At 67.3% G+C, this 20,339-nt stretch carries 21 protein-coding genes and 1 other RNA gene; 12 read left to right on the forward strand and 10 right to left on the reverse strand.

Annotated features, from left to right (window positions below; all coding sequences use genetic code 11):
• Nucleotides 1-135: 135 nt before the first annotated feature.
• The 9 genes from WG924_RS17580 to tkt all read right to left on the reverse strand — a co-directional run bounded on the left by WG924_RS17580 (nt 136) and on the right by tkt (nt 9,420).
• On the reverse strand, nt 136-642 hold the full coding sequence (locus WG924_RS17580; protein ID WP_345934403.1) for an OmpA family protein: 507 nt from the start codon (nt 640-642) through the stop codon (nt 136-138).
• Between the two features lie 229 nt (nt 643-871).
• Nucleotides 872-1,750, reverse strand: coding sequence for an inositol monophosphatase family protein (locus tag WG924_RS17585; protein WP_345934404.1), 879 nt, complete (start codon nt 1,748-1,750; stop codon nt 872-874).
• 150 nt (nt 1,751-1,900) lie between these two features.
• Entirely contained in the window at nt 1,901-2,467 is a 567-nt protein-coding gene (efp, locus tag WG924_RS17590) for an elongation factor P (protein WP_345934405.1), read from the reverse strand.
• 224 nt (nt 2,468-2,691) lie between these two features.
• On the reverse strand, nt 2,692-3,360 hold the full coding sequence (gene thiE, locus WG924_RS17595; RefSeq protein ID WP_345934406.1) for a thiamine phosphate synthase: 669 nt from the start codon (nt 3,358-3,360) through the stop codon (nt 2,692-2,694).
• Nucleotides 3,357-4,277 (reverse strand): class I fructose-bisphosphate aldolase, encoded by a 921-nt coding sequence (locus WG924_RS17600; RefSeq protein WP_345934407.1) that lies wholly within the window; start codon nt 4,275-4,277, stop codon nt 3,357-3,359. Before WG924_RS17600 ends, thiE begins: the two co-directional genes overlap by 4 nt.
• Nucleotides 4,278-4,480: 203 nt before the next feature.
• Nucleotides 4,481-4,882 carry a hypothetical protein gene (locus WG924_RS17605; protein ID WP_345934408.1) on the reverse strand — a complete coding sequence of 134 codons (402 nt, stop codon included), beginning with the start codon at nt 4,880-4,882 and terminating at the stop codon, nt 4,481-4,483.
• Between the two features lie 27 nt (nt 4,883-4,909).
• A complete protein-coding gene (locus tag WG924_RS17610; protein ID WP_345934409.1) occupies nt 4,910-6,118 on the reverse strand; it encodes a phosphoglycerate kinase in 1,209 nt (402 codons plus the stop codon).
• A 137-nt stretch (nt 6,119-6,255) separates the two neighbouring features.
• Nucleotides 6,256-7,263 (reverse strand): type I glyceraldehyde-3-phosphate dehydrogenase, encoded by a 1,008-nt coding sequence (gap, locus tag WG924_RS17615; protein WP_345934410.1) that lies wholly within the window; start codon nt 7,261-7,263, stop codon nt 6,256-6,258.
• Between the two features lie 147 nt (nt 7,264-7,410).
• Nucleotides 7,411-9,420: a transketolase gene (gene tkt / locus WG924_RS17620; protein WP_345934411.1), complete on the reverse strand. Its 2,010-nt coding sequence runs from the start codon at nt 9,418-9,420 to the stop codon at nt 7,411-7,413.
• A gap of 452 nt (nt 9,421-9,872) precedes the next feature.
• On the opposite strand from tkt, the gene WG924_RS17625 reads away from it, so the two are divergent.
• The 11 genes from WG924_RS17625 (at nt 9,873) to WG924_RS17675 (ending at nt 17,588) form a co-directional block, all read left to right on the forward strand.
• Nucleotides 9,873-10,187, forward strand: a complete 315-nt coding sequence (locus WG924_RS17625; RefSeq protein WP_345934412.1) for a hypothetical protein — start codon at nt 9,873-9,875, stop codon at nt 10,185-10,187.
• Between the two features lie 28 nt (nt 10,188-10,215).
• Complete coding sequence (locus WG924_RS17630) at nt 10,216-10,566, forward strand: cell division protein ZapA (protein ID WP_188575083.1); 351 nt, start codon at nt 10,216-10,218, stop codon at nt 10,564-10,566.
• A gap of 13 nt (nt 10,567-10,579) precedes the next feature.
• Nucleotides 10,580-10,788: non-coding RNA, 6S RNA (gene ssrS / locus WG924_RS17635), on the forward strand.
• 63 nt (nt 10,789-10,851) lie between these two features.
• Nucleotides 10,852-11,589 (forward strand): 5-formyltetrahydrofolate cyclo-ligase, encoded by a 738-nt coding sequence (locus WG924_RS17640; RefSeq protein WP_345934413.1) that lies wholly within the window; start codon nt 10,852-10,854, stop codon nt 11,587-11,589.
• A 145-nt stretch (nt 11,590-11,734) separates the two neighbouring features.
• Nucleotides 11,735-12,613 carry a TIGR00282 family metallophosphoesterase gene (locus WG924_RS17645; RefSeq protein ID WP_345934414.1) on the forward strand — a complete coding sequence of 293 codons (879 nt, stop codon included), beginning with the start codon at nt 11,735-11,737 and terminating at the stop codon, nt 12,611-12,613.
• Between the two features lie 210 nt (nt 12,614-12,823).
• Nucleotides 12,824-13,573 (forward strand): YebC/PmpR family DNA-binding transcriptional regulator, encoded by a 750-nt coding sequence (locus tag WG924_RS17650; RefSeq protein ID WP_345934415.1) that lies wholly within the window; start codon nt 12,824-12,826, stop codon nt 13,571-13,573.
• 63 nt (nt 13,574-13,636) lie between these two features.
• Nucleotides 13,637-14,137 carry a crossover junction endodeoxyribonuclease RuvC gene (ruvC, locus tag WG924_RS17655; protein WP_345934416.1) on the forward strand — a complete coding sequence of 167 codons (501 nt, stop codon included), beginning with the start codon at nt 13,637-13,639 and terminating at the stop codon, nt 14,135-14,137.
• A gap of 29 nt (nt 14,138-14,166) precedes the next feature.
• Complete coding sequence (ruvA, locus tag WG924_RS17660) at nt 14,167-14,820, forward strand: Holliday junction branch migration protein RuvA (RefSeq protein WP_345934417.1); 654 nt, start codon at nt 14,167-14,169, stop codon at nt 14,818-14,820.
• Nucleotides 14,817-15,878: a Holliday junction branch migration DNA helicase RuvB gene (ruvB, locus tag WG924_RS17665; RefSeq protein WP_345934418.1), complete on the forward strand. Its 1,062-nt coding sequence runs from the start codon at nt 14,817-14,819 to the stop codon at nt 15,876-15,878. The genes ruvA and ruvB overlap by 4 nt, the downstream gene beginning before the upstream one ends.
• Nucleotides 15,879-15,992: 114 nt before the next feature.
• Nucleotides 15,993-16,421 (forward strand): tol-pal system-associated acyl-CoA thioesterase, encoded by a 429-nt coding sequence (gene ybgC / locus WG924_RS17670; RefSeq protein ID WP_345934419.1) that lies wholly within the window; start codon nt 15,993-15,995, stop codon nt 16,419-16,421.
• Between the two features lie 159 nt (nt 16,422-16,580).
• Entirely contained in the window at nt 16,581-17,588 is a 1,008-nt protein-coding gene (locus WG924_RS17675; protein WP_345934420.1) for a class I SAM-dependent methyltransferase, read from the forward strand.
• A gap of 93 nt (nt 17,589-17,681) precedes the next feature.
• On the opposite strand, the gene WG924_RS17680 is transcribed toward WG924_RS17675, so the two are convergent.
• Nucleotides 17,682-19,079, reverse strand: a complete 1,398-nt coding sequence (locus tag WG924_RS17680; protein WP_345934421.1) for an amidase — start codon at nt 19,077-19,079, stop codon at nt 17,682-17,684.
• Nucleotides 19,080-19,602: 523 nt separating this feature from the next.
• On the opposite strand from WG924_RS17680, the gene tolQ reads away from it, so the two are divergent.
• A complete protein-coding gene (gene tolQ, locus WG924_RS17685; protein WP_345934422.1) occupies nt 19,603-20,337 on the forward strand; it encodes a protein TolQ in 735 nt (244 codons plus the stop codon).
• The last annotated feature ends 2 nt before the right edge of the window (nt 20,338-20,339 follow it).

A 20,339-nucleotide genomic window follows, 5' to 3' on the forward strand; every position in this document is an offset into this window, starting at 1 on the left:
CCGGGATGGGGGAGGCGTGGGCGTCGATCGACGGCTGGCAGGCCATGTGTCTGGCCCGCATGCCTGGCGCCCGGATGGGGCAGGAAAGCCGGATGGGACAGGAAGATCTGGGGCATCGCCATTGTCTGCGTCATCTCAACCGGCCCGCGCCACGTCGAGGTCCACACGGTCGGCCGGGCCGGAGGAGGCGGCGCCGTGGACCTTCAACTCGATGCGGGTGGGGCCGATGCCGGCATCGGCCAGGATATCGCGGACCGCGAGCGCCCGATCCAGCGCCAGTCGGCGCGATGCATGCGCGGGCGCACCGGCCGGTGCGGTCGCATAGGCATCCACCAGAACGCGGCTGCGTGCCTGCGGCTGAATGGTGGCGGCAAATGCGCGGATGATCTCGCGGCCGCCGGCGGGGATTTCGGCGCTGCCGGCATCGAACGGCACGGTGATCGCCGCCGCCGATACCGCTTCGGCTGTCTGCGCCATGGCATTGCCGATGGCAACCGGTGCCGCCAGCAATGCCATGGCCAGCGCCGCGGCGCCGGCGAGCCGGCACGACAGGCGCCCGTGCGGCAATGGGGGGGCAGCCTGCCGGTCGTGGTCCGGCAGGCGATATGGCGAATGGACGAGCGGCGTCGACGCGAGCGTCATGGCATCCCGATGGCTGATCGCCCGCGAGGCCCCAGAGCCCCGGCACGGCTGTACCGGCCGGTGCCCGCTGGGCGGACCGACCGGCCCAACCATAGCCCAGCCCCGGAAGCAGCGGCAAGCCCGCCGCCACCTCTGGTGCCGTGCTGCGGCATCATTCCATCAGATCAGGGCGTGGCCAGGCGGCTGCGACCGGGTTCAGAGAGGTGTCGACGCGTGCGACGGTATGGTTTCAGCCGCGCGGCCCGCGCGGTGCGGCGGCGGGGCGAAGGCCCGGCGCCATCGTCTCCTCAGGGCGACGCGGACGCTTGGCCAGCATGGTGCTCAGCACCTTGTGGGTCTGGCCGTGCACGGCGGTGTTGCCGGCGATGATGCCGCCGGTGTCCATCATGGCCTCGGCGCCGGTGATGTCGCTGACGAAGCCGCCGGCCTCGCGGACCAGCACGATGCCCGCCGCCATGTCCCAGGGCTGAAGATCGATCTCGAAAAAGCCGTCGAAACGGCCGGCCGCGACATAGGCCAGGTCGAGTGCGGCGGAGCCGAACCGGCGCAGGCCGCCGGTGTTCTTCATCATCCCGGCCAGCATCTTCAGATACTCGGTGTGGTTCGGCTTGTCGGCGCGCGGAATGCCGGTCGCGATCACGCAGTCGATCAACTGGCGACGGGCGGCCACGCGGATGCGGCGATCGTTGACGAAGGCGCCATAGCCCTTTTCGGCCGAATACATCTCGTCGCGCAGCGGATCATAGGTGACGCCGGCGATGATCTCGCCCTCGCGTTCCAATGCCACGGTCACCGCGAAATGGGGGATGCCATGCAGGAAATTATGGGTGCCGTCCAGCGGATCGATGATCCAGCGATGCGACGGGCCGGTGCCGGTGGCCTTGATCTCGCCGCCTTCCTCCATCAGGAAGCCGAAATCGGGACGGGCCTTCGACAGTTCGGCGCGGATGGTCTTTTCGGATTTCAGATCGGCGCTCGACACGAAATCGGCCGGCCCCTTGCGGGACACCTGGAGGTTTTCGACCTCGCCGAAGTCGCGGATCAGGCCGCGCGCGGCCTTCTGGGCGGCACCGATCATGACGTTGAGAATAGGGGAACGGACGGCCATCGGTGGCAACTCCCGGCGGTAGGTCAGCAGACGGACTGAAAGAACGGTGGCGCCGACGCATGCAGCGCCCCTCGGCGGACCGGACCGGCCTGCCAAGGGGCGCCATCATGCCCCGGATCGGCGGGCGAAGGGAACTGCGGATGCCGCAGGTCAGTCCTTCGCGCGCTCCAGATAGGTCTGGTCGGCGGTCATCACCACGACGCGGGTGCCGGTTTCGATATGCGGCGGCACCATGATGCGGATGCCGTTCGACATCATCGCCGGCTTATAGGACGCGGCGGCGGTCTGGCCCTTCACGGTCGGCTCGGTCTCGACCACTTCCAGGACCACCGATTCCGGCAGGGCCACGGCCAGCGGCTCGTCTTCATAGGTGGAGACGGTCAGCATCATGCCGTCCTGCAGGAACACCGCCGGTTCGCCGACCAGATCCTTGTGAATATTGATCTGGTCATAGGTTTCCTGATCCATCAGGGTCAGCATGTCGCCGTCGGCGTACAGGAACTGGTATTCCTTTTCGTCCAGCCGCACCCGCTCGACCGCCTCGGACGCCCGGAAGCGCTCGTTCAGCTTGGTGCCGCTGCGGATGTCCTTCAACTCCACCTGCAGATACGCACCGCCCTTGCCGGGCTGGGTGTGCATGGTGCGGCGGGCGACCCACAGCCGGTTCTGATGCTCGATGATCATGCCGGGGCGGATGGCGTTGCCATTGATCTTCATAGGCGTCGGTCCTTCGGTGCCGGACCGGCCGGGCCTGGTGGGGCCGCGGCTGCGGTCGCAAACGGAACGGGATGGCGTCGGGGTGTCGGGGGGCTTGGTCGGGCGTCCCGGCGCCGCCATCCCGCGAAGCACCCGCCGCCGTCGTCGGTCTGCGGGGTGGTGCGCCGCCGCCGGTTGCCGGGCGCCCCTTGGAACTTCGGGCGCCGGCATCGGGCGGACGGGCGTCAGCCCCGGCCGGGGGCGGGGCCTTCGTCTTCAAGTGCCCGCGCGATCTCGCGGTTGAAATCGGTCACCGCCTGGGCGGGACCGGCTTCGTAATTCCACACCCCGGCGGTCACCGCCAGGAAATCGGCGCCGGCGCGAACCACGTCGGCGCAATTGGCGACCGTGATGCCGCCGATCGCGACACAGGGCACTTCCATCAGCGCCTGCCACCATTCCAGCAGATCCAGCCCGGCCCGTGCCGGCGGTTCCTTGGTGGTGGAGGGGAAGAAGGCCCCGAAAGCCACGTAATCGGCGCCATCCTCGGCAACGACCATGGCGCGATGGCGGCTGTCATAGGCCGACACGCCCAGGATAGCGTTGGGCCCCATGATCTTGCGGGCCTTCGCCTGATCCATGTCGTCCTGGCCGATATGGGCGCCGTCGGCCCCCATTTCAGCGGCAAGATCGGGCCGGTCGTTGATCAGCACCGCGACATTGCGGCTCTGGGCGACCGGCAGCAGACGTTCGATCGCGCGCCGGACCTGGTCGTCGGGCACATCCTTCAGGCGGATCTGAAGGCAGGCGACGTCACCGGCATCCAGTGCGCGGGCAAGCGTGTCGGCGAACGCCGCCGGCTCGAAAGCCGGCGGCGTCAGCAGATAGAGACGGCAATCGCGGGACGCGGTCACGCCTTGCCCTGATAGATCTTGATGATCTGGTCGAGCAGCGCCAGCGCTTCCTCACGCGGGCGCTGGAAGGTGTTGCGGCCGATGATCGAGCCGTTGGCACCGCCGTCGCGGATCTCGCGGATCTCTTCCATCAGATCCTCGGTGCCCTTGGCGTTGCCGCCCGAGAACACCACGATCCGGCGGCCGTTGAACGACGCCTGGACGACATGCGCGATCCGCTCGGCCATGGTCGAGCGGGCGATGTCGTATTTCTCGTAGACCTTCTTCGCCTCGTCCTGCTCAAGCTCGGCGGTCGGCGGCTTCACCTTGATGATGTTGGCGCCGAGCAGGGCCGCATGATGGGCGGCATAGGCGCAGACGTCGAGCGCGGTCTCGCCGGACTTGGTCAGCATGCCGCCGCGCGGATACGACCATACAACGACCGCCACACCCTTGGACTTCGCCTCAAGGGTCAGCTCGCGCAGCTCTTCCATCATCTCGAACTGGTATTCCGAGCCCGGATAGATGGTGAAGCCGATGGCGGCGCAGCCCAGGCGCAGCGCGTCGTCGACCGTCGCCGTCACCGCCTGATCCTTCTCGGTCGCCAGGCTGTTCGAGCTGTTGACCTTCAGGATGGTCGGGATCGCGCCGGCGAAGGTGTCGGCACCGGCTTCCAGCATGCCCAGGGGTGCTGCATAGGCCGACAACCCGGCATCGATCGCCAGCTGATAGTGGTAGTGGGGATCATAGGCCGGCACGTTCGGCGCGAAGCTGCGCGCGGGACCATGCTCGAATCCCTGATCGACCGGCAGGATCACCAGCCGCCCGGTACCGCCCAGGCGGCCTTCCATCAGGATGCGGGCGAGGTTGGTCTTCACACCGGGATTCTCGCCTTCATAATTGGCAAGGATCCGCTTCACGCGCTGAGTGATCTTCATCCGGCTGATGTTCCCTGGCTGACGCATCAGCGGCGAATATGCCACCGCTGCTGCTGTAAAGGCTTGTCCGGGCGCTGAAAACGTCCCGGTTCCGCGGATACGGCCCGCTCGATGGGCCTTTTAACCGAGGCGTGGGCGATTTGCAATCACCCGACCGGGTCAGACGGCGCGACATCTTCGTGTCAGAGGCTGAAAACGGCCCGTCAGAGCCGCATTTCGGCCTCCATAACCGAGATTCCGCCCGAAGCAGCGGCTTTCACCGCATCCAGAACCGCGGGTGGCGCGGCCAGGATCAGATCGGCCGCGCCCAGTTGCGCCAGCCGGTGGGCGCGCGCGGCATCATCGCCGCAATCGACCAGCAGGCGGATGCCGGCGGTGGCCGGGGTGGCGGCGAGAAGCCGGCAGATCTCCATCACCCAGCCGATGCCGCCGGTGGCCAGCAGGCCCGGCGGCGTCGCCACGCGCGCGGGCCTGGCGATGGTGCCGGCCTCGATCGCCGCGGCCAGCCGCATGACATCCGCCTGCGCGGCGATCAGCCAGGGCGAGGTGTCGGGGCAGGGCGGTGTGTCGGGGCACGGTGAGGTGTCGGGGCTGGCTTCGGTCATCGGACCTCGCGCCGTTCGGCGGAAGGGTCAGCGGGCCAGGGCGGCGACGCCGGGCAGTTCCTTGCCCTCGCAGAATTCCAGGAAGGCGCCACCCGCGGTCGACACATAGGTCAGCGCATCGAGCACGCCGGCATGCGCCAGCGCCGCGACCGTGTCGCCACCGCCGGCGATCGAGGCGAGGCCGCCCGCACGGGTCAGCTTCTCCACCGCCCTGGCCACCGCCACGGTGGCGGCATCGAAGGGCTCGATCTCGAAGGCGCCGAAGGGGCCGTTCCACAGCAGGGTCTTCGATCCGGCGATGCAGGCCTCGACCTCGGCCACCGTCTTCGGGCCGACATCCAGGATCATCTCGTCATCGGCGACCCCGGTGACCTCGACCGTGCGGCTGTCGGCGCCGGCCTTGAATTCGCGGGCGACAACCGCATCGACCGGCAGCACCACCCGGCAGCCTGCGGCCTCGGCCCGGGCCAGGATCGCGCGGGCGGTTTCGGCCAGATCGGCCTCGCACAGCGACTTGCCGACGGCGATGCCCTGGGCATGCAGGAAGGTGTTGGCCATGCCGCCGCCGATGATCACCGCATCGACCCGGGCCACCAGATTGTTCAGCAGATCGATCTTGGTCGAGACCTTGGCGCCGCCCACGATCGCCGCCACCGGCCGGCGGGGATCCGCCAGTGCGGCACCCAGTGCCTCAAGCTCCGCCTGCATCGACAGGCCGGCAGCGGTCGGCAGGCGTTCGGCCAGACCGACGGTGGAGGCATGGGCGCGGTGGGCGCAACTGAAGGCATCCGACACGAAGATCTGGCCCAGTCCCGCCAGCGCATCGGCGAAGCCGGCCTCGTTCTTCTCTTCGCCGGCATGGAAGCGCAGATTCTCCAGCAGGGCCACGTCGCCGTCGCCCAGCGCCGCCACCACCCCGGATGCGGCCTCGCCGATGCAGTCATCGGCAAAGGCGACCGGACGGCCGATGGCGGCGGCAAGCGGTGCCGCAACCGGCTTCAGCGACATCGACGGCACGATCCGGCCCTTGGGCCGGTCGAAATGCGACAGCACCACCACGCGGGCGCCACGTTCGGCCAGGGCGCGCACCGTCGGTGCCTGACGGTCGATGCGGGTGGCGTCGGTGACGACACCGTCCTTCATCGGCACGTTCAGGTCCAGGCGGACCAGGACGACACGGCCGGCGACATCGATCTGATCCAGGGTCTTGAAGCGGAGGGGCTGGCTTGACGACATGGCGATAAGCGGTTCCGGTTGCTGCGGGCGATGATGATGAGCCGGGGTATCTCCGGCCAGGCCCGTCTGAAGGGGGTGGCTGACAGCGACAGGCCCCGCACATCGCTGTGCGGGGCCTGTGCCGGTCGGTGGATCGATCAGAGCTTGCCGAGTGCCACGGCCGTGTCGGCCATGCGGTTCGAGAAGCCCCACTCGTTGTCGTACCACGACAGCACACGCACGAAGGTGCCGTCGATCACCGAGGTCTGGCCCAGATCGAAGCTGGACGAGTGCGGGTCGTGGTTGAAGTCGATCGACACCAGCGGCTCGTCGACCACGCCCAGAATGCCCTTCAGCGAACCTTCGGCGGCGGCGGCGCGGATCGCGTCGTTGATCTCGTCGGCCGAGGTGGCCCGGCTGGCGACGAAGGTCAGGTCGATCATCGAGACGTTGGGGGTCGGCACACGCACGGCGACGCCGTCGAGCTTGCCCTTCAGTTCCGGCAGCACCAGGCCCACGGCGCGGGCGGCACCGGTCGAGGTGGGGATGATCGACTGCGCGGCGGCGCGGGCACGGTGCAGATCCTTGTGCGCGATGTCCAGAACCGGCTGGTCACCGGTATAGGCATGCACCGTGGTCATGAAACCGTGGACGATGCCGACGGCATCGTTCAGCACCTTGGCGACCGGGGCCAGACAGTTGGTGGTGCACGAGGCGTTCGACACCACCACGTGGTCGGCCGTGAGGCCCTGATGGTTGACGCCATAGACCACGGTGTAGTCGGCATTGTCGGCCGGGGCCGAGACCAGCACCTTGCGGGCGCCGGCTTCCAGGTGCTTCGCGGCGGCGTCGCGCTTGGTGAAGATACCGGTGCATTCCAGCGCCACATCGACCTTCAGCTCGGCCCAGGGCAGCTTCGCGGGGTCGCGCTCGGCGGTGACCCGGATCGGGCCGGTGCCGACATCGATGCTGTCGGGGCCGGTGGTCACGGTGCCGGGGAAGCGGCCATGGACCGAGTCATACTTCAGCAGATGGGCATTGGTCGCGGCAGGCGCGAGATCGTTGATGCCGACGACCTGAATGTCGGTGCGGCCCGACTCGACGATCGCACGCAGAACGCCACGGCCGATGCGGCCGAAGCCGTTGATCGCCACCCGAATGGTCATGCCTTCCTCCGAACTGTCTTCGACGTTAAGGGCGCCGACCGCCAGGACGGCGCCCCTGGGGGGATATAGGGACGCTTCGACATCTCCGCGACAGCGCCCCCCTCGATCAGGGGGGAGGGAGGAGAGCGCAGTCGCGCAGGCCGGCTGTCAGATCCGCGTCTTCACGGCATCGACAACGGCCTCGGCGGTGATGCCGAAGTGACGATAGAGTTCCGGTGCCGGCGCGCTGGCGCCGAAGCCGGTCATGGTGACGGTGGCGCCACGGGCGCCGATCCAGCGCTCCCAGCCGAAGCCGATGCCGGCCTCGACCGCGACGCGGACCACGTCGCCGCCCAGCACCTCGGCCTGATAGGCCGCCGGCTGGTCTGCGAACAATTCCCAGCACGGCATCGACACCACGCGGGTCGCGATGCCCTGGGCTTCAAGCGCCTCGGCGGCGGCCATGGCGATCTCGACTTCCGAACCGGTGGCGAGCAACACCGCCTTCGGTGCGGCCGAGGCCTCACGCAGCACATAGGCGCCCTTGGCCGACAGATTTTCGGCCTCGGCCGTCAGGCGCACCGGCTTCAGGTTCTGCCGGCTCAACGCCAGCACCGACGGGCCGGTGGTGCGGTTCAGAGCCGCCGCCCAGCATTCGGCGGTCTCGACCGCATCGGCCGGGCGCATCACCGCCACATTCGGCATCATGCGCAGGCTCATCAGATGCTCGACCGGCTGATGGGTCGGGCCGTCCTCGCCGAGGCCGATCGAGTCGTGGGTCATGACATAGATGACCCGCTGCTCCATCAGCGCCGACAGGCGGATCGAGGGCCGGCAATAATCGGTGAACACCAGGAAGGTGCCGCCATAGGGGATGACGCCGCCATGCAGCGCCATGCCGTTCATCGCGGCGGCCATGCCATGCTCGCGGATGCCCCAATAGATATAGCGGCCGTCGAATTCGCCCGGCGCCACCGGCTTCATCGCCTTGGTGCGGGTGTTGTTCGAGCCGGTGAGGTCGGCCGAGCCGCCGATCAGTTCCGGGATCGCCGGAACCAGCGCTTCCAGCGCCATTTCCGAGGCCTTGCGGGTGGCGACGGCCTTGGGATCGGCGATGATCGCGGCGATATGGGCATCGAGCGCCCCGGTCCACCCGGCCGGCAATTCGCCCGCCATCGCGCGGGTGAAGCTGGCCTGCGTGTCGGGATCGAGAGTGGCGAACCGCTCTTCCCAGGCCGTGCGATCGGCGCTGCCGCGCCGGCCGGCGGTGGCCCAGGCATCGCGGATCGCCGCCGGAACCTCGAACGGCTCATGCGGCCACGACAGCGCCTCGCGGGCGCCGGCGATTTCAACCGCACCCAGGGGTGAGCCGTGAACGCCGGAGGTGCCGGCCTTCTTGGGCGCGCCGTAACCGATGGTGGTGCGGCAGGCGATCAGCACCGGCTTGTCGCCGGACCGTGCCCGCTCCAGCGCCGCGGCCACAGCCTCAGGGTCGTGACCGTCGACCGCATCGGTCGCCCAGCCGCTGGCCTCGAAGCGCTTGCGCTGGTCATCCGAGCACGACAGCGACACCGGCCCGTCGATCGAGATGCCGTTATCGTCCCACAGCACGATCAGCTTCGACAGCCGCAGATGGCCGGCCAGCGAGATCGCCTCGTGGCTGATGCCTTCCATCAGGCAGCCGTCGCCGACGATGGCATAGGTGTGATGGTCGACCACCGACCCGCCGAATCGGGCGGCGAGCAGGCGCTCGGCCAGCGCCATGCCGACGGCATTGGCGATGCCCTGGCCCAGCGGCCCGGTGGTGGTCTCGATGCCGCTGGCATGGCCGTATTCCGGATGGCCGGCGGTGCGGGCGCCGAGCTGACGGAAATTCCTGATCTCGTCGAGCGTCATGTCGGCATAGCCGGTCAGATGCAGCAGCGCATAGAGCAGCATCGAGCCATGGCCGGCCGAGAGCACGAAGCGGTCGCGATCGGCCCATTTCGGCGCCGACGGATCGAACTTCAGGAAACGGGTGAAGAGAACGGTGGCCGCGTCCGCCATGCCCATGGGCATGCCCGGATGGCCGGAATTCGCGCGCTCGACGGCATCCATGCTGAGCGTGCGCACGGCATTCGCCATGTCGCGCAGCGATGGCGCATCGGTCGAGGGGGCATCGGTCGTCTGAGCGGTCATCGGCCTTCACGCAGCATAAGAGGGGCGGCAAAGTGCCGGCGCTCGCTGCCGGTCCGCCGCCGACGATCCGTCAACTGCCTGAAACAAGCGCCGTGCGGCGCAAAGATGGCGGGCTGTCACCGCCCCGTCAACCGCCTATTTCCGCAAGGCTCCGTGCTGCGGGTGCGGCCGTTCCACCCGGGCATGCAGGGCTGCCGTCCCCGAGCACAGGCGGCGGGTGGGGCCAGACTCCGAGTGAGGCCAGACTCCGAGTGAGGCCAGACTCCGAGTGAGGCCAGGGTCATTGACGGCGAGCGGTGGCAGTTCCTATCTTGGCCCGTCGATACCGGCCGATCATGTTCGCCGGTTCCGCAACCAGCCGTGCGACACCATGTTGTCATTTGCGTGCGTCTGTTTACCGCAGATATCTGTATCTTTGTATATCCTTCCCAAAGTCGATGGTGGCCGGACCGATGGCGAATATGGAATTGGCATGGCAGCGTCTGTCGAGCGCGCTCGCCCGCCTCGATGCGGCAAGCCGCAAGGCATCGGAGCGTGTCACCCAGGCGCGTCACGCCGGTGAGACTGCGGCGGCCGGCGCTGCCGGTGCGCAGATCGAGGCTTTGCGGGCCGAAATCGAGACGCTGGCGGCCGAGCGGTCGGCATTGCAGCAGGCCCTGGCGGCGGCGCAGGACGCCCGCGGCCGGGCCGATGCCCGCGGCCATATGGCCGGGCAGGAGATCGACAGGGCGATCGACGCAATCGGTCGCGCGCTCGATGACCGCTGACCTCAACCGGATCGGAGACACAGGCGCGATGGCCGAAGTCGAGGTACGCATTCTGGGCCGGGCGTTCACGCTGGCCTGCGGCGAGGGCCAGGAAGACAGTGTCCGGGCGCTGGCCCACAAGCTTGAAGACAAGGTCCGCCAGGTCACCGGCGACCGGCCGGTCGCTGTGGATGCGCGCGTGATGCTGATGGCGGCCCTGCTGCTGGCCGATCAGGCGAACGAGTCCGAACAGGGCCTGTACCGGGCGCGGATCGAGGTCGACAAGATGCGCCGCAGCGCCGATCGCTCCGCCGCCGAGGTCGATGCGACGCTGGCCCGCGCCCTCGACGATTTCGCCGGACGCATCGAGGCTATTGCAACCCGGCTTGAGAAACTCTAAATGAAGGCCAGGACGGGATCTGGCCTTCACGTCAGGCAACCTAAATCCCAGGGACCGATACCATCTACATGAGGGAGCTGTCCCTCTCCGTCGGGCGGACAGGGCACCGGCCGGCTCGTCCGGACCGGTTCAGCCCGGACCAAACGACGGAGGAAACGGCGCCCACCTGCTCAAGCGGGTCCATGTGGATTTTTAACCGCCAACGAAAGTGCCGGTTCCCCGTCCGACCGTTTGACGACCCTGATCGACCCTGGTTGCGAACCCGCAGCCGGGGCGAATTGCTTTTTGCGGAGCCACGATCTGACGCAGCCGATTGCCCCCGATCCGGACGCGGCCCTTGCCGTCCTGAAAGGCGCCATGCGCCGGGAATTGCGCCGGGTGCGGCGCGAGGCTTCGGCCGCACGGGGATTTGAGGCCGCCGACGCGCTTGCGGCACAGGCCGATATCCTGGCGGATGCCCTGGCGGATATCGTGCCCGCCCGCTCCCAATCCGCCCGCTCCCAATCCGCCCGCTCCCAATCCGCCCGCTCCCAATCCGCCCGGTCCCAATCCGCCCGGCCTCAATCCGCCCGGCCTCGCATCGTGGCGGGTTACGTCGCGGCCGGCGGCGAGATCGATGTGCTGCCGCTGATGCGGGCGTTGGCCGGCCGGCTGGATGCCGCCATGGCGCTGCCGGTGGTGAACGCGCCCGACACGCCGCTCGACTTCCGCGCCTGGCGGCCCGACGTGGCCCTGGCCATCGGTGCCTTCGGGATCCCGATTCCGGCCGCGGGTCCGACGGTGATGCCGGATCTGCTGCTGATGCCGCTGGTGGCGGTGGATCGCGGCGGGCACAGGCTGGGCCAGGGGGGCGGCTTTTACGACCGCACCATCGCGCGCGCCGAAGCGGCGGGGCTGCCGCCGGTCACCGTGGGCGTGGCCTTTGCCGAACAGGTCGTCGATGCGGTGCCCCGGGGTCTGTTCGACAGGCCGCTGGATCTGGTGCTGACCGATCGGGGATTGATGCGTCCCGACCGGCCCTGAGCGGCCCTGCATCCGCATCGACAGGCGTCCCGGCTGGTCCGGCACGCCTGTCGACCCGACATCACCTGCGGACGCCATGCTCGCCATGGACGCCGCGACGAACGCGAAACATGACGACAAGCTCAACACACGGAAAGGCTGAACGGTGCGGATACTCTTTCTTGGCGATGTGGTCGGGCGGACCGGCCGGCAGGCGGTGATCGATCATGCCACGACCATCAGGGCGGCACTCGGCGTCGATCTGCTGATCGTCAACGGGGAGAACGCGGCCTCGGGCTTCGGCATCACGCCCAAGATCTGCGAAAGCTTCTATGCCGCCGGCGTCGATATTCTCACCACCGGCAACCACGTCTGGGATCAGCGCGAGATTCAAGGCTGGGTCGACCAGGACCAGCGCCTGTTGCGGCCGCTGAATTTCCCGCCCGGCACGCCGGGGCGCGGCGCCACCATGGCGACCCTGCCCGATGGCCGCCGGGTGGTGGTGGCGAATGTGATGTGTAGCTTGTTCATGGAAACGCTCGATGATCCGTTCCGGGCGCTGGCGCCTGTGCTGCGCGATTATCCGCTGGGCGGTATCGTGTCGGCGATTTTCGTCGACCTGCATGGCGAGGCGACCAGCGAGAAGATGGCCTATGGTCATCATCTGGACGGGCAGGTGACCGCGGTCGTCGGCACCCACACCCATGTGCCGACCGCCGATCATCAGGTTCTGCCGGGTGGCACCGCCTTTCAGTGCGATGCCGGCATGTGCGGCGATTATGACAGCGTCATCGGCATGGACAAGGCAGCCTCGCTGGACCGGTTCACCCGCAAGATGCGTGGCCAGAAGCTGCTGCCCGCGAACGGCCCGGCCACGATCTGCGGCTCGTTGATCGAGACCGACGACGCGACCGGCCTGGCCCGCTCGATCAGCCCGCTCAGGGTCGGCGGGCGGTTGAGCCCGGCCTGGCCGGGGGCGGAGCCGATGCCCGAGAGCCTGATGAACCTGTATCTGACCGGGGCGGCCGTCGACGCCGTCGGCTGAGCCGGGCGGGGACGGCTGATCGGGGCAGGGGTGACTGAGCCGGGTCGTCTGAAGGGGTGCATCCGGCGCGAATTCCTGCTATCGAAGCCGTCGGAAGCGCCCCTGGCGTCGCCCCTTGCGGGCTGCGGTGCGTTAGGGGCGCCATGTGCATCACCGCGTTTCGGGTCTCACCGCGTTCCGGACGCCGGGCTGACGAGGTTTGAACGGCAGATGGCTGGTCATTCACAATTCAAGAACATCATGCACCGCAAGGCCGCGCAGGATAAGAAGCGCGCCAAGGTGTTCACGAAGCTGTTGCGCGAACTGGTGATCGCCGCCAAGGAAGGCGGCGCCGACGCCAATGCCAATCCGCGCCTGCGCAGCGCCGTGCAGGCGGCGCGCGTCGCCAACATGCCCAAGGACAATATCGAACGCGCGATCAAGCGCGGTGCCGGTGGTGCCGAGGGCGACAATTACGAAGAGGTCCGTTACGAGGGCTATGGCCCCGGTGGTGTCGCGGTGATCGCCGAGGCGCTGACCGACAACCGCAATCGGACCGCATCGGAAGTGCGCTCGGCCTTCAGCAAGAATGGCGGATCGCTGGGTGAGACCAATTCGGTGGCGTTCAACTTCAACCGCGTCGGCCAGATCACCTATCCGGTCGATGTGGCGGCGGCCGATGCCATGCTGGAAGCGGCGATCGAGGCCGGCGCCGACGATCTTGAAAGCGACGACGAAACCCATGTGATCTATACCCAGCCCGATCTTCTGCAGGAGGTCCGGTCGGGTCTTGAGGCGCGGTTCGGCGACCCGCAGGAATCGAAGCTGGGCTGGGTGCCGCTGAGCACGATCGAGATCGACGAGGAGCAGGCCCAGGGCCTGTTCAAGATGATCGAGGCGCTGGAAGACAATGACGACGTCCAGGAGGTCATCGCCAATTTCGAGGTCTCGGACGAGGTGATGGCCAAGCTGAACGCCTGATCGCCGAAAGACGCCGCTGTCGGGCGGTATCTGAACCAGCTTGAGCGGGAGGCAGGCGGCACCATGCGCATCATCGGCATCGATCCCGGCTTACGGATCACCGGCTGGGGGATCGTCGACGCCGAAGGCTCGCGTCTGGTGCATGTCGGCCACGGGACCGTCACCTCCGACGACAGGGCGGCGCTGTCGGAACGGCTGCGGTCGCTCTATGACGGGCTGTACGAGGTGGTCGCGCGCTATAATCCCGGCGGTGCCGCGGTCGAGCAGACCTTCGTCAATGCCAATGCCGCCTCGGCGCTGAAGCTTGGCCATGCGCGCGCGGTGGCCCTGCTGGTGCCGGCCCAGACCGGGCTGACGGTGGCCGAGTATGAACCGAGCGTGGTGAAGAAGGCGCTGACCGGCAGCGGCCGGGCCGACAAGGCCCAGGTCGCCGCCATGGTGGCCCGGCTGCTGCCCGGCATCGACCGGACCGCACGCGCCGATGCCTATGATGCGCTCGCGGTGGCCATCTGCCACGCGCATCATGGGGCGACACGCAGCGGCTGGGCAGCGCAGGCGCGCTGACGATCGACCAGGGGAAGGATGCGGTTTAGATGTTCGCGCGGCTGAAGGGCATCGTCGACGAGATCGGCGCCGACCATGCGGTGATCGACGTCCATGGCGTGGGCTATCTGGTCCAGGCGTCGCGCCGGACGCTGGGCGCGCTGGGCGGCACCGGCGCCGAGGCGGTTCTGCACATCGAAACCCATGTCCGCGAGGACCACATCCATCTTTATGGCTTCGTCGACCGGTCGGAACGCGACTGGTTCCGCCTGCTGGTGACCGTGCAGGGGGTGGGGGCCAAGGTGGCGCTGGCGGTGCTGTCGGTGCTGGAGCCGGGCGCATTGGCGGCAGCCATCGCCGCCCAGGATGCACGGCCGCCGGCACGGGCGACCGGGGTTGGGCCGAAGCTGGCCAAGCGGATCGTGATGGAGCTGAGGGACAAGGCGGCGCTGGTCGGCATCGGCGCCGCCGATGTGGCGGTGCTGGCCAGATCCATGCGCACACCCGAAGCGGCGGCGGCCGCCGCTGCGGCCAAATCGCCCGATATCGCGGCGTTCGATGACGCCCTGTCGGCTCTGGTCAATCTGGGCTATCGCGAAAGCGAGGCCGAGCCGGCCTTGCGGCGCGTGGCGGACGCTGCGGGCGAGACGGCGGCGGATGTGCAACTGCTGCTGCGCGGCGCGCTGAAGGAACTAGCGCGATGAGCGCCGGCGACGAGCGCCTGATCGCGCCCGCCAGCCTGCCGGAAGACCGGCAGGATCCGGCGCTCAGGCCCGAGAGGCTGGCGGATTTCGTGGGGCAGCGGCAGGTGCTGGGGAACCTCGCGGTGTTCATCGCCGCCGCCCGGGCGCGCGGCGATGCGCTCGATCATGTGCTGCTGCACGGGCCTCCGGGGCTGGGCAAGACCACGCTGGCCCAGATCGTCGCCAAGGAAATGGGCGTGGGGTTCCGCGCCACATCGGGGCCGGTGATCGCGCGGGCCGGCGATCTGGCGGCGATCCTGACCAATCTGAACGAATTCGACGTGCTGTTCATCGACGAGATCCACCGCCTGAACCCGGCGGTGGAAGAGATCCTGTATCCGGCGATGGAGGATTTTCAGCTCGATCTGGTGATCGGCGAGGGGCCGTCGGCCCGATCGGTGCGGATCGACCTGCCGCGCTTCACGCTGGTGGCGGCCACCACCCGTGCCGGGCTGGTGACCCGGCCGCTGCGGGAACGCTTCGGTATTCCGCTGCGGCTGAACTACTACGAGATCGACGAATTGGCGTCGATCGTGCGGCGCGGCGCGCGGCTGTTGGCGGCACCGCTGACCGAAGATGGTGCCCATGAAATCGCCCGACGCTCCCGCGGTACGCCCCGTGTGGCCGGCCGGCTGCTGCGCCGGGTGCGCGATTTTGCCGCTGTGGCCGACGCGGTGCAGATCGATGCCGGCGTGGCCGACCGGGCGCTGACCCGGCTGGAGGTCGACCCCCAGGGTCTGGACGCCATGGACCGGCGCTATCTGGGCTGCATCGCCCGCCATTATGGCGGCGGGCCGGTGGGGGTGGAAACCCTGGCGGCGGCCCTGTCGGAAAGTCGCGACGCGATCGAGGACGTGATCGAGCCGTTTCTGATCCAGCAGGGGCTGCTGGCGCGCACGCCGCGCGGCCGGGTGCTGACCCGGGGCGGCTGGCAGCATCTGGGCCTGATGCCGCCACCACCGAAGGATGGCGAACCCGATCTGTTCGCGGGGCCTGAGGACGGCGTCGACGAGGCGTGACGAATTGCCTGCAGGTGGTGTAGTTTTTCGTGACATCCCGCCAGAGTGGCATTCTTCGCCGAGACGCCACCCCATGCCGCCGTCGTGCCGCCATAAAGACAGAGGATCGCGCCCGTGACCGAGATACGCCCAGAAACCGTGCAGCCCGATATCATCCGGGTCCGGGTCTATTGGGAAGATACCGATGCCGCCGGCATCGTCTATTACGCCAATTATCTGAAATTCATGGAGCGGGGGCGCACGGAATGGCTGCGCCGGCGCGGCATCGATCAGCGCCCGCTGCTTGAGCGCGACGGTTTCGGTTTCGCTGTGCGCGAGGTGGCGCTGGACTATCAGGCGCCGGCGCGGCTTGAGGATATGCTGACCGTTTCCACCGTGATCAGCGCCCATGGCGGCGCCTGGGTGACCTTCGATCAGATGGTGTCGCGGGGCGACCAGCTTCTGGTGCGGGGCACGATCAAATGCGTGGCGTTGAGCCCCGCGACCGGTCAGCCACGCCGCCTGCCGCGGGAACTCCTGGCGTTGGTGAAGGCCCCTCGCTAGAGTATTTGCAACCTAGATGACATGAATTAATGGAGAACAAGTCTATAGGTTGATAAGCCAACTATTCTTTTCAGAAAAATAGCATTATTATGTGCCTTCTGGTTCGCACTTGCTTCGCTGAGACAAACCGTGTGAGGATTGGTTCGCCTATTCTCGCAGATGGCCAATCAGCACCTGGGGTTTCTGATGCTTTCCAGTCGGTTCGATATCGCGACAGGCACGCAATCTGTCGTCGATCTGAATGACATACAAAATCGCGCACGCGACAGGTTGATATCGGATATCGCGACAGGTCGGTATATCTTCGAGACTCTGAGTTGTCCGATCTGTGACGGCGATCAGTTCACACCGTTGGCCACCAGGGACAGATATGGCGTGCCGTGCAGGATCGTGATTTGTGAAACCTGCTCTCTGGTTCAGACAAATCCTTATCTCGATCAGAATTCGGCATCGATATTCTATAGTGAGATATTTGCGCCCCTACATCGCGGGTCGACAGAGCCAACTGAGAAGAAATTTCAGGATCGCCGCAAATATGGCGCCGGTATTGCCTCTTGGTTGATGAAGAACGGCGTCAAGCCGCCGGCACGCATCGTCGACGTCGGATGCAGCTCCGGTGGTGTTCTTCAGGGCCTGACCGATGCGGGATTCAAGGGCGTGGGGATCGATATCGGCGCGGATTATGTGGCCGATGCGCAGAGCCGGGGTTTGGAAGCGATCGTTGGAACGCTGGATGATCTCGATTCCTCACAATCCCCCGACGTGATTGCATATTGCCAATCGCTTGAGCATTTTGTGCCGATCAATCAAGAGATCGAGCGCATGTCACGGGCCGCCGGAAAAGGCACGTTGCTCTATATCGAGGTGCCGGGCCTGTTTCAACTGTTCCCGACCTATCACCTCGACCTGATGCGATATTTTCAGTTGGCACACATCTGGCATTTTTCGCCATACACACTTCAGAGATTGTTCGCGAAACATGGCTTCGTTCAAGTCGCGGGCGACGGCTACATTCACGCGTTGTTCCGGAAGAGCGAAAAGCCCGTCGATATGGGCCCGCCGCCCTCGGTGGCTCAGGTCATCGCAAAGCTGCGGCGGACGGAACGTCTGCGCGCGATCTATCCCGTCAAGCTGTTGCGTTCGGCCAAGCGGGCGCTGCGGGGGTAGGCGGCCGGGAAGGCCGGCCGGCGCCATCTTCTGATGTGGCGCCGGCCGGTTCGGCACAGGCTCAGGCGGGCACTGGCTCAGGCGGGCACCGGCTCAGGCGAGCGTCGGCCAGGCGCGCTGTTCATCGCGCATGCCTTCCCAGGCGCGTGCCATGCGCAGAACCCCCAGATCGTCGAACCGGCGGCCCACGATCTGCAACCCGATCGGCAGCCCCGTCGGCCCGTAGCCGCAATTGACCGAGATCGCCGGCTGTTCCGACATGTTCCAGACCACCGTGTAGCCGATATGTTCGAACGGCCGGTCGGGATCGTCGACCGGCGAGGCCCACTCGGCCGGGAACGCCACATCGGGGGCGACAGGCGACAGCACGAAATCATAGCCGCCACCGTGGAACAGCCGGGCGGCCGCCTTGCGCATCTCCATGGTGCGGTTGAAGCCGCGCACGGCCTGCAAGGCCGTGCGGGTCTGGCCGCTTTCGGCCCAGGCGCGGATATAGGGCAGGATCCGAGCCCGCGTCGCCTCGGGCAGCCGCTCGACATCGTCCCACGACCGCACGCGCCAGAAATCGTCCAGCCCGTCGAGCATCTCGCGGGTCAGAACCGCCGGCACCTCTTCGACCACGGCACCGGCCGCCTCGAAACGGCGCGCGGCTTCCTTGACGGCCGCGATCACCGCCGGGTTCGGCGTCATGCCGGCGCCGATATCGAGCATCAGACCGATGCGCAGGCCCTTGATCGCCTGATTGTCCAGATCCATCCAGTCGATATCGGCGGGCGGCAGGCTCATGCCATCGCGCCAGTCGGGCTTTGACAGCACGGTCATTGCCAGCGCCGTGTCGGCGACGGTGCGGGTCATCGGCCCGGCGACCCGGCCGACATAGGCGGGGTCGATCGGGATACGGCCCAGACTCGCCTTCAGGCCGACCACGCCGCACCAGCCGGCGGGCAGGCGGATCGAGCCGCCGATATCGGTGCCGATATGGATCGGACCGTAACCGGCCGCGGCCGCGGCACCGGCGCCGGCGGACGAGCCACCGGGATTGGTCGTCAGGTCCCATGGGTTGCGGGCCAGCTTGTGGAAGCTGGACAGGCCCGAAGACAGCATGCCGTAATCGGGCATGGTGGTCTTGGCCAGGATCACGGCACCCGCCTCGCGCAGCCGGGCGGCCGGGGGCGAATCGGCGGCGGCCGGGGTCATGTCGGATGCGGCCGTGCCCACCGGGACCGGGCAGCCCTTGGTCGCCATATTCTCCTTGATCGTCACCGGCACGCCGTCGAGGGGGCCGAGCGCCGCCTTGCGGGTCCAGCGGTCGGTCGCGGCGCGGGCGGCCTCGCGGGCGGCCTCAGGATCGAAAGCCCAGGTCGCGCACAGCCTGTCGTCCCACGCCTCGATCCGCGCGATCACGGCATCGGTGACCTCGGTCGGCGAGGTTTGGCCCTGGTCATAGAGCGTTGACAGCTCCACGGCTGACAGATCGGCGAGCGACGTCATGGAAAACATGCCTTTCGTAATGCTGAGCCCAAGGCCTTTGGGGGAGGGATGGCGGATGCGGCGCGGAGCATGTCTCGTTGTGCGAGATTCCGCAGCGCGGCGGCCTTCGGGCTGACGGCGCCGATTATGGCGCCCGACGCAGGGCAGGGTCCAGGCAAATGCATCCCGGCCCGATGAATCTCCTCTCGTAAATCTTTGTATAATATGGAGAATATTGCAGTGCAGAAGAGCAGGTCCAAGACCGCTTGTGGCGCTGCGATGACAGCCCGTCGCATGACCGTGCGCCGGGCCTCAGATGGACCCTTCACAAGACCCGCGGCATGGCATATCTCGTGGCCCGGCCAGCCCTGATTGCAGCCCCGCCCAGGCGCGGTGGCGGCTGTCGTCGAGGCCTGCCTGCCCGTGTCAAATTCGTGAAACGGCAGCGGATTGCCCGGAAGTCTGCTAATCAAGCGGGTCGAAGAGACGTGGACCACCGGTTCTGATGGTCAGCCGGGTCAGGTCCGTTCCACGGAGGACGTGAATGGAGCAGGAGGTCGTTAGCCAGGCGGCGCTCGCCGGATCGGTGGGCGCGCATGATATGAGCATCATCAGCCTGGTGATGAACGCCGACATCATTGTGAAGTCGGTCATGCTCATGCTCGCACTGGCCTCCATCTGGTCCTGGGCGATCATTTTCGACAAGTTCCGATTGATGGGCCGGCTGAAGCGCCGGGCCGATGACTTCGAGAACCGGTTCTGGTCGGGCGGTTCGCTGGAAGAGCTGTACGACGCGATATCGGAACGCGCCGATCATCCGATGGCGCATGTGTTCACGGCCGCGATGGGTGAATGGCGCCGGGCGAAGGGCAAGGGCACGGCGCTGGCCGATCCGCTGTCGCGGGCCAATCTGCGCCAGCGCATCGAGCAGGTGATGGACATCGCGCTGAACCGCGAGATGGCCGTGCTCGAACGCAATCTGGGTTTCCTTGCCACCGTTGGTTCAACGGCGCCGTTCGTGGGGTTGTTCGGCACGGTCTGGGGCATCATGAACAGCTTCACCTCGATCGCGATGACCAAGAACACCACGCTGGCCGTGGTGGCACCGGGCATTGCCGAGGCGCTGTTCGCCACCGCCATCGGCCTGGTCGCGGCCATTCCGGCGGTGATCTTCTATAACAAGCTGTCGAGCGATATCGGCCGCTATGGCGCCCGGCTGGACAACTTCACCGGCGAATTCGGCGCGCTGATCGCCCGCCAGATCGAAGACAGGCGCTGAGA

This window comes from Tistrella arctica (assembly GCF_039630945.1).
GTDB lineage: Bacteria > Pseudomonadota > Alphaproteobacteria > Tistrellales > Tistrellaceae > Tistrella > Tistrella bauzanensis.

Excerpts from the sequence above, each read along its gene's own strand:
- WG924_RS17580 (WP_345934403.1), bottom strand. The coding sequence starts at position 642 with ATGACGCTCGCGTCGACGCCGCTCGTCCATTCGCCATATCGCCTGCCG.
- WG924_RS17585 (WP_345934404.1), bottom strand. The coding sequence starts at position 1,750 with ATGGCCGTCCGTTCCCCTATTCTCAACGTCATGATCGGTGCCGCCCAG.
- efp (WP_345934405.1), bottom strand. The coding sequence starts at position 2,467 with ATGAAGATCAATGGCAACGCCATCCGCCCCGGCATGATCATCGAGCAT.
- WG924_RS17600 (WP_345934407.1), bottom strand. The coding sequence starts at position 4,277 with ATGAAGATCACTCAGCGCGTGAAGCGGATCCTTGCCAATTATGAAGGC.
- WG924_RS17605 (WP_345934408.1), bottom strand. The coding sequence starts at position 4,882 with ATGACCGAAGCCAGCCCCGACACCTCACCGTGCCCCGACACACCGCCC.
- WG924_RS17610 (WP_345934409.1), bottom strand. The coding sequence starts at position 6,118 with ATGTCGTCAAGCCAGCCCCTCCGCTTCAAGACCCTGGATCAGATCGAT.
- gap (WP_345934410.1), bottom strand. The coding sequence starts at position 7,263 with ATGACCATTCGGGTGGCGATCAACGGCTTCGGCCGCATCGGCCGTGGC.
- tkt (WP_345934411.1), bottom strand. The coding sequence starts at position 9,420 with ATGACCGCTCAGACGACCGATGCCCCCTCGACCGATGCGCCATCGCTG.
- WG924_RS17625 (WP_345934412.1), top strand. The coding sequence starts at position 9,873 with ATGGCGAATATGGAATTGGCATGGCAGCGTCTGTCGAGCGCGCTCGCC.
- WG924_RS17630 (WP_188575083.1), top strand. The coding sequence starts at position 10,216 with ATGGCCGAAGTCGAGGTACGCATTCTGGGCCGGGCGTTCACGCTGGCC.
- WG924_RS17650 (WP_345934415.1), top strand. The coding sequence starts at position 12,824 with ATGGCTGGTCATTCACAATTCAAGAACATCATGCACCGCAAGGCCGCG.
- ruvC (WP_345934416.1), top strand. The coding sequence starts at position 13,637 with ATGCGCATCATCGGCATCGATCCCGGCTTACGGATCACCGGCTGGGGG.
- ruvA (WP_345934417.1), top strand. The coding sequence starts at position 14,167 with ATGTTCGCGCGGCTGAAGGGCATCGTCGACGAGATCGGCGCCGACCAT.
- ruvB (WP_345934418.1), top strand. The coding sequence starts at position 14,817 with ATGAGCGCCGGCGACGAGCGCCTGATCGCGCCCGCCAGCCTGCCGGAA.
- WG924_RS17675 (WP_345934420.1), top strand. The coding sequence starts at position 16,581 with ATGGCCAATCAGCACCTGGGGTTTCTGATGCTTTCCAGTCGGTTCGAT.
- WG924_RS17680 (WP_345934421.1), bottom strand. The coding sequence starts at position 19,079 with ATGACGTCGCTCGCCGATCTGTCAGCCGTGGAGCTGTCAACGCTCTAT.
- tolQ (WP_345934422.1), top strand. The coding sequence starts at position 19,603 with ATGGAGCAGGAGGTCGTTAGCCAGGCGGCGCTCGCCGGATCGGTGGGC.